Below are 8,280 nucleotides of genomic sequence, written 5' to 3' on the forward strand. Positions count from 1 at the left end.
AGGAATAAAAGCCTTTTTTATACGCTCAACTAATGGCGACGATAGAATTTATGGTACACCTGACTCAGATGTCATTTATGGCGGTGATGGTGACGATATTATTAATGGCGACAAAGGGGCAGATAGTATCAATGGAGGACGAGGGGATGATACGATTTTCCTTGGTAATAATGACAATGTAATTATTGAGGGCGAGTCAGGAAAAGACAATATTATCGTCAATGATGAGGATTTCACACAAGCGACGATTCAGATTAAGGTTGATGTAAATAAAGATCAATTATCTTTTTCCCGAGGTGATTTTACAAACTCAACTCAAGTAGATGATTATTCTAATTTTGACAAAGATGCTGTTATTGGATACAGCGGTTGGGAAAAAAAGCAGAAATTAAGTGATGTATTATCGTACTTATTGACATTTATGCCTAAATTAAATGCCTTAAGTAGTTCACGTTACTCTGGGCGATATTTAGACGGTAGTCTTTCTGATTGGTCGTATACCATTAATATGGAAGGTAATTACGAGTTTGCCTCTCCTGATAGTCTCGTGATGTTCCCCGATTATCCAATGCAAGATCAATGGTATTTAAGCTTTGATGGTTTCAGTACTTTTACGGTTAAAAAGAAGCAAGATATAAGTAATGATTTCATTATTCATCTTCAAGATGGGAATCAGATTAATCTGAAAGGAGTGCTTTCTGATGTTAATAAATATAGTCAGATAAATTTTGAGTTTAATAATGGCGAGGTTGTTGGCCTGTTAGATTTATTGCAAAACAGTTTAGATCAATTAAGTACGGATGGTAATGATGTCATCCGTGGTTTTTCGTCTGATGATTATTTACGGGGTGGTTTAGGTGATGACATTCTTCAGGGTGGGGGGGGGAATGATATTTTAGAGGGTAACGAAGGGGATGATATTTTAGCTGGTAACTATTATGGCCTATATTGGTCGAAGAGTGACTCGGTTTTGAAAGGGGAAGCACCGAGCTTCTTTAAATCAGATTTAGTTCCAGAATCAACAGGTAATGATACCTATGTCTTCGGAGGTAATTATGGCAATGACATAGTTATCGATCATGATTCAACTACTGGCAATCAAGACATTCTTTGGTTCAAAGATAGAGAAAAAATAGATGAATTAACTTTCCATAGGAATGGTGATCATCTAATCATCAAGGATGTCGGGAATGATTGCTCCGTTAATGTGTATAACTATTTTGTAGATTCTTCATGGAGGATCGAAGCTATCAAGCTGGGTGATAGAGGCGAAACTTATTTGAGTTATGAAGATGTCGCTAGGCTAGTAGTCAATGGCACTGATGCAGATGACAAAATCGTCGGGGTGGATGATCTTGATGATGTTATAAATGGAGGAAAAGGAAATGACTTATTAAGTGGAGGTGGTGGTAATGATATTTATGTTTTTGAGAATCAATGGGGTCAAGATGTTATTGATATATGGTCAACCAACGGGTCATCAGGATCGGTTGGGTCTGATACTATATATTTCAAAGATCGATTGCCTGAACAAGTGATTCTTAGAAAATTGGATGATAATTTGATTATCACCGAAAAGGATGGAGTCAATACAGTTACGATACTTGGTTATTATGCTTTTCACTCTGAGGTTGGCATAAAACAAATCCTATTTTCAGATGAAACTGCCTGGGATTCAAACTTTATCAATAAGATGGCGGTAAAAGGTACAGCCAATGATGATTCTATTCAAGGTGTTACCAATAAAGATGTTATTCATGGCGGTGCAGGAAATGATGTAATAGCTGGAACCCAAGCCAATTATGGCGAAAATTTGTACCAAAATCAGATTTTTGGTGAGGCCGGGAACGATATCATTTCCGGAGATGGTGTGTTAGATGGTGGCGAGGGCAATGACATCATAGAGGGCCGAGGTCAGCTGTATGGACAGGATGGTGATGACCATCTTACAGGGGAGGGTGAACTGTATGGAGGCTCTGGCAATGATAATTTGGTATTGACGGTATTGACAGCTCCCAATTTGCCAGGTTTATTGGATGGCGGTGCGGGAGATGATGTGATTGATGCCAGTCAAACAGGAACCATGGTGTTTGGTGAGGGTGCAGCGTATGCAGATCCGGTTAAAGGCGATATGCTGAATATCCTGCGAGGAGGACTGGGTAATGACACTCTTTACGGCTCACTGGGTAACGATGCCTATGAGTTTAATCTGGGTGATGGTCAGGACTTCATCATCGAACGTAGAGTCGATCAAGCCTTTACCAATATTGCTGCATCCTACGATGTGATTCGTTTGGGAACAGGTATCACTCAGGCTGATGTCCGCTATATCCGTCAAGGCGATGACCTGATTATTCAGTTGAGTAATGATAGTGACAGTATCACCGTTCAGAATCATTTTAACGCAACTAATACTGCTGCCAATCATTACAAGATTGATGAGATCCAGTTTGCAGATGGTTCAATTTTGACTGCTGCTCAATTTGAAAGCTTAACCACTTATTATGGTACCAGTACCGATGACGTATTGTGGGGCTACCGGGATCGTTCGGAAACTATATCGGGCGGTTTGGGCAATGATTACATTGATGGTGGTGCAGGCAATGATGTGCTTTATGGTGATGCCGGTAATGATGTTCTGATCGGGGGCGCTGGCGATGATACATTGAACGGTGGTGCTGGCAATGATCAATATTATTATAAAAATGGTGGTGGTCAAGACACTTTGGATTTAAGTGGCGGCGGCCAGGATGTCTTGTTTACCAATGATGCCAGTGAAGATCATTTGAGCTTTCAAAAAGACGGTAATGATTTGCTGATATTGATTGATAATGACATTAATCAATCTATTCGTGTCAAAGACCATTTCCTCGGTGGTGAAAAGCAATTGAGCTATATACAGCCGAAAAGTGGCTACATGATCAGTGCACAAACCATTGCTAACCTTATCAAAGTGCAAGGTGTGGGCGGTGATTACGACCAGATTGTCGATGGTGATAATACCGCTAATGGCAACCTTTATGGCAGCAATGGTAAAGACCTCATCCGAGGCTTTGGTGGTGATGATAGTCTGTATGGCTTTGCGGGCGATGACCGTCTGGAAGGTGGTGATGGTGATGACTATCTGTCTGGTGGTAATGGCGGCGGCAGTGATTCTGGCGATGATACACTGATTGGCGGTGCTGGCAAGGATACTTTATATGGTGAAGATGGTAATGATCGATTGGAAGGCGGTGCTGGCAACGACAGCTATTTGTACTATGCCAACCAAGGTGTGGATACCATTGTTGTTGGCGGTGGTCAGGATATGGTGTTCTTCCAAAACATTGCCCAAAGTCGCCTGAGTTACCATCGAGATGGTGATGATTTGGTGATATTGGTTGATGGTGATTTGCAGCAGCAGGTGAGGGTGGAAGGCCATTTTCTGGGTGGTGAGTATGCTTTGTATGGCATTGTCCCGTCCAGTGGTTATATTGTTTCCACAGCCACTATAGCCAGTAACCTGACTGCATTGCCTAGTGGAGGCCCTGCGACGCCGACCGATCCTACTGACCCAGGTACTCTGGGCGGTAATGCTCAAACCCTCAATGGTACTGATGGCAATGACACGTTGACGGGAGGGGCTGGTGACGACACACTGAATGGTGGCAAGGGGAACGATACCTATGTTTACACCGCAGGTGCGGATGTCATCAATGAAACAGGGGGAACCGATAAGCTGGTATTCAGCAATGGAATCACTTTCAGCCAAATAGGAAACTATCTCACCAAATCTGGGGATGATCTGATTCTTAAGGTGGATGGCAGCAATACCAACCAAGTGACGCTCACTGGCTTCTTCCTAGGTGGTGATAATCTAGTAGAAACCATCAATTTTGAAACGGGGGGAAGCATTACTGCCAGCCAGATATTTGATGCATTTGGTCTGGAAATGCCGAGAAGTAACCCGCAGCCGGTTTATATCAAAACCGTTAAAGGCACATCGGGTAATGACAGTAATTTAAAAGGCAGCAGTGGGAATGACTTGATTCAGGGATTGTCCGGCAATGATAAATTGTATGGCTTGGAAGGAGATGACCGATTGGAAGGTGGTGCCGGGAATGATACTTTGAATGGTGGTGCCGGGAATGATATTTATGTCTATACGGCCGGTGCAGATATCATTAACGAGGCTGGTGGCATGGATACCTTGGTATTCAGTAATGGCATTACCTTTAGCCAAGTGGGCAATTATCTGACCAAGTCGGGCAACAATTTGGTTCTGAAAGTAAATGGCAGCAATACCAATAAGGTGACGTTAACCAATTTCTTCTTGGGTGGTGATAATCTGGTTGAAAACATCAGCTTTGAAAGTGGTGGAAGCATCACATCGGATCAGATATTTGACGCCTTTGGGTTGTCTGTACCACAATCAGCCGCGGCGTCTAGTGCCAATAACTTGATCAGTGCTATGTCTGCATTTGGTGTAGAAAGCAGTGCAATGGATACCACTGTTGCTAATGGGATACACACCAATCCCAATCAATACTTAACAGGTTCTGGCTTAATTTGACTATATACGCAGTTAGCATAGCCCATACCCGAGACGGGTGTGGGCTTTTTATTGGTAAGCCGAGATGTCAAATATGTTTCACAAATGTGCCACAGTTATGGCCTAAAAATGGCTCACTTTAAGATAAATTTAACACCGATATGATTCGTTTCCTGTTTCAAATATTTCACAGTGATGCACCAATCTATCTAGTAAATCTGGCATCAGCTTTTCACCTGTAAATAGCGTGACCCATCCGCTAAAAACTAGATTAGTCGTGATCACTAAAATGGCTCACTCACGAAGCTGGGGTAATCCCCCCCTTTTGGGTAGCATTTAAAAGTAGAGGTCAAGCAGTCATCAAGGGTGGTCTGCCTTGGTTGGCCGTATGCGGCCTGTCATGATTGTAAAACCATAACCATTTTGTCGCACGTTGTTCAATTTCGTCTATGCCTCTCAACAAACAGGGAGTCAACAGGCTGTACCGCACTATACGGTTAAACCGCTCGATGTGGGCATTCTGTTGCGGGTTGCCCGGTTGGATATACTCCACCCTGATGCCACGTTGCTTCGCCCACTGAGTGAACTCATGACTGATAAATTCCGGCCCGTTGTCACACCGAATGGCCTCCGGTGTCTTGCGGTATTCCAGTCATCGATCTAGGGTACGAATCACCCGTACTGCCGGAAACGATAGACTGGCATCCATGGCCAATCCTTCTCGTCTATAATCATCCAATACATTGAACAGCCGGTAACTACGTCCATCACTCAATTGATCATGTATGAAATCCATAGACCAGATCTGGTCAGGGTGAATGGGTTCCTTCAATATCTCTGGTTTCTGTCGTGATAGGCGGCGTTTGGGTTTAATGCGCAAGTTCAATGCCAGCTCACAGTAAATACGGTAAACCCGCTTGTGGTTAAAAGGCAATTGGGCCACATTGCGCATCCACGCAAAACACAGGCCAAACCCCCAATCCCGATTTTCGGCGGTCAGTGTGATCAGATGATATGCGATGGTCTGATTGGCTTCATTGTTTTTGGCCTGATACCTATAGCCGTGTTCACTGATGGCAAACACCCTACAAGCCAGCCTGATGCTGATCGCACGATGGGTTACTGCCGATTGCGCTCAGATGGCTTCACCACTTTTTTGCCATGGCTTCCTGAATAATCCCGTATTTCAGCCGCTCTTCGGCATACATCTTCTTAAGCTGGGCATTCTCGTGTTCCAACTCACGTAACTGAGCCATCAAAGAAGCATCCATACCGCCATACTTGGCACGCCATTTGTAAAATGTGGCCGAACTCATGCCGTGTTCGCGACACAGTTGGGGGACGGGTGTACCCGTCTCGGCTTGTTTGAGGATGTAGATGATTTGGCTGTCGCTGTATTTTGGTGTCTTCATTGCAGAATCTCCTGGTCATCAGGGTACTGGAAAATTCTACTTTTAACTGCTGCCTTTTTTCGGGGGGATTACCCGCCAGCTTTGAAAAGATTCTGCGTGTAATTTAATTTGTCTTTTTTCTTGTTTTTCAGGAAGTGGTACGCGCCGAAAAAGTGATACTTTTTCACTTCAAAGTCGTCGACTCATCGAATCTATGTTAATTTTTTTGCAATATTTAAATACTCATTATTATTTATGGTTAATTTGTATAAATTAAAAGAAATATATACGTAATAAAAATTCACTTGAACTAATGCATAATTATTATGTAGATATGAGTTGAAATATTTAATTATTTTAAGTATGTTTAATTATTAATTGACGTAACAGAAAAGATACGATGATGGATATCAAAGAATTTATCAATCAAGAGAAGCCCATCCCACGTAGCTCAAAATTAGACCCGTATCGGTCTGATATTTTAGAGCTGCACCGGCTTGGCTATAACCTAAATCAAATTTTAAAATTTTTAGAATCGAATAAGCTGGTTATAAGTAAGCCTGCTTTGCAACGATTTATCAAAGCCAGATTGGCTGACCAAGTTTCTGATGCTTCTTTGATACAAGAAAAGCAAGTAATTACAAAACCTGAACAACATGCTTCATTAGAATCTATTGATGATGAAGTGGCTCGGCGTCCTTCTTGGGCCTCAAAAACACCACTCAGTGAACTAATCTAAATAATAGGCAACTCATTCCAACGGGTGGTAAAACAGGGACTCAACTCATCTCTGGTCATTGTCCAGTCGTCTGCCAGTAACTCTGAGGCGAGCCGCATATTGTTCCGACCAAATTTATTGGCAATGTTGTCCCATACGGTCATTAGCTTTGGATGGCCCATGCTTTCAGGAAGCCACAAGTTAGGTTGCAGGAAAGCATGTGCTGGCTCAATGCCACCCAGCTCAATGCCGCACTTCTTGTATTCATATCCTTGCCGATAAACTGCCTTCAGAAGCGTTTGGGCCTCATTATTGAGTGTGATGGTGTCATTACTTCCCTGTGGTAAAACAATCTGTTTATGGCCGCTATACTGGGCCAAATCTTCTCTGAAGCGGTTGGTGTAGATAAATACTCCGGCGATGTGTGCTTGCGTTCCTTGCTCGCGCAATTTTGCAGCGCCAGATGTGATGTGATGGGTGACGGCTGATTGAAGCGGTGCTAATTCTGTGACCATTTTGCCAAAACTGCGGCTGCGGATCAGGTTTTGCCGGTTTTCCTCATTGATGTGCAGTTCAACGCAGCCAATGCCTTGCATTTCTCTTTGTGTCCGTTCCACCACCACGCCAAATTTCTTGCGTAAACTGGGCGTGTGGGCATTGACAAAATCCCATGCAGTTTTGATACCTTCAATTTTTAATTTCTGACCGATGCGGCGGCCTATGCCCCAAATTTCTGTCACGGGTTCGCTGGCCAGCGCGCGTTTCTGGACGTCAGGTTGCCAGTCACCCCAGATAACCACGCCGCTAAAATGGTCTTTATGTCGTTTGGCCAAGTGGTTGCAGAATTTAGCCAGTGTTTTCGTGGGCGCAATACCGACACAGGTTGGAATGCCTACCCATTGCAGTACACGCTGGCGAATATCAAGGCCAAGCTGACGCAAGTTCCCCACGCCACATACATCTGCAAAACACTCATCAATGGAATATTGCTCAATGGCTGGCACCAAGCTAGCGATACTCTGCATCATGCGTCGGGAAAGGTCTGCATAGAGCTCATAATTGCTGCTGAACACCACCAGCTTGCCTTGCTTCACTAAATGCTTGACCTGAAAATAGGGTACGCCCATCTTAATGCCCATGGCTTTTACTTCTGGCGTTCGAGCCACAATACAGCCATCATTATTGGACAGTACGCTACGGGTACATTCCTCAGCTCAGGGCGAAATACACGCTCACAGGAGCAATAGAAACTATTACCATCAATCAAGGCAAACATAATTAATATGACTTGATGACATGGGCAACCACACCCACAATGGTCAGCGTTTCATCATTTTCAAAAGTAAAATTCGGGTATTCTTCTGAAGCATTTTCAGACGCAACGAAACTTGCCCTCCGTCGATATGCAGCCGCTTGATGGTGTATTCATTGCCTAGATCGGCCATGACTATATCTTGATGTTTCGGTGATCTTGAGCGATCGATAACCAATAAATCATTTTTGCTGATGCCCGCATCGTGCATCGATTCGCCGCCACATCGTACTGCGATCGTTGCTGGTTTGTTTTTAACAAGGTACTCGTTGAAGTCTAGGTAATCTTCTACATAGGGTTCGGCTGGACTTGGAAAACCCGCTGGTAC

At 43.6% G+C, this 8,280-nt stretch carries 4 protein-coding genes and 2 pseudogenes; 2 read left to right on the plus strand and 4 right to left on the minus strand.

What is annotated here, in order from left to right; all coding sequences use genetic code 11:
* Window positions 1-4,552, plus strand: a 4,552-nt coding sequence (locus A2F46_RS11145) for a calcium-binding protein (RefSeq protein WP_156471635.1), incomplete at its 5' end; no start/stop codon positions are given.
* 129 nt (window positions 4,553-4,681) lie between these two features.
* Here A2F46_RS11145 and A2F46_RS12140 read toward each other — a convergent pair.
* A pseudogene (locus tag A2F46_RS12140) lies at window positions 4,682-4,819 on the minus strand (ATP-binding protein); the annotation flags it as partial.
* Window positions 4,820-4,880: 61 nt separating this feature from the next.
* Window positions 4,881-5,943 (minus strand): annotated as a pseudogene (locus A2F46_RS12145) (IS3 family transposase).
* Between the two features lie 379 nt (window positions 5,944-6,322).
* Between A2F46_RS12145 and A2F46_RS11160 the strand changes: the two are divergent.
* Window positions 6,323-6,661 (plus strand): hypothetical protein, encoded by a 339-nt coding sequence (locus A2F46_RS11160; RefSeq protein ID WP_066570490.1) that lies wholly within the window; start codon window positions 6,323-6,325, stop codon window positions 6,659-6,661.
* On the opposite strand, the gene A2F46_RS11165 is transcribed toward A2F46_RS11160, so the two are convergent.
* Both A2F46_RS11165 and A2F46_RS12150 read right to left on the minus strand, forming a co-directional pair.
* Entirely contained in the window at window positions 6,658-7,806 is a 1,149-nt protein-coding gene (locus tag A2F46_RS11165; protein ID WP_231867786.1) for a Y-family DNA polymerase, read from the minus strand. The two genes, A2F46_RS11160 and A2F46_RS11165, sit on opposite strands and share 4 nt — an antisense overlap.
* Window positions 7,807-7,959: 153 nt before the next feature.
* A partial coding sequence (locus A2F46_RS12150) for a LexA family protein (RefSeq protein WP_369796343.1) occupies window positions 7,960-8,280 on the minus strand: 321 nt, incomplete at its 5' end.

This window comes from Snodgrassella sp. CFCC 13594 (assembly GCF_001590725.1).
In the GTDB taxonomy this organism is placed as follows: domain Bacteria; phylum Pseudomonadota; class Gammaproteobacteria; order Burkholderiales; family Neisseriaceae; genus Snodgrassella.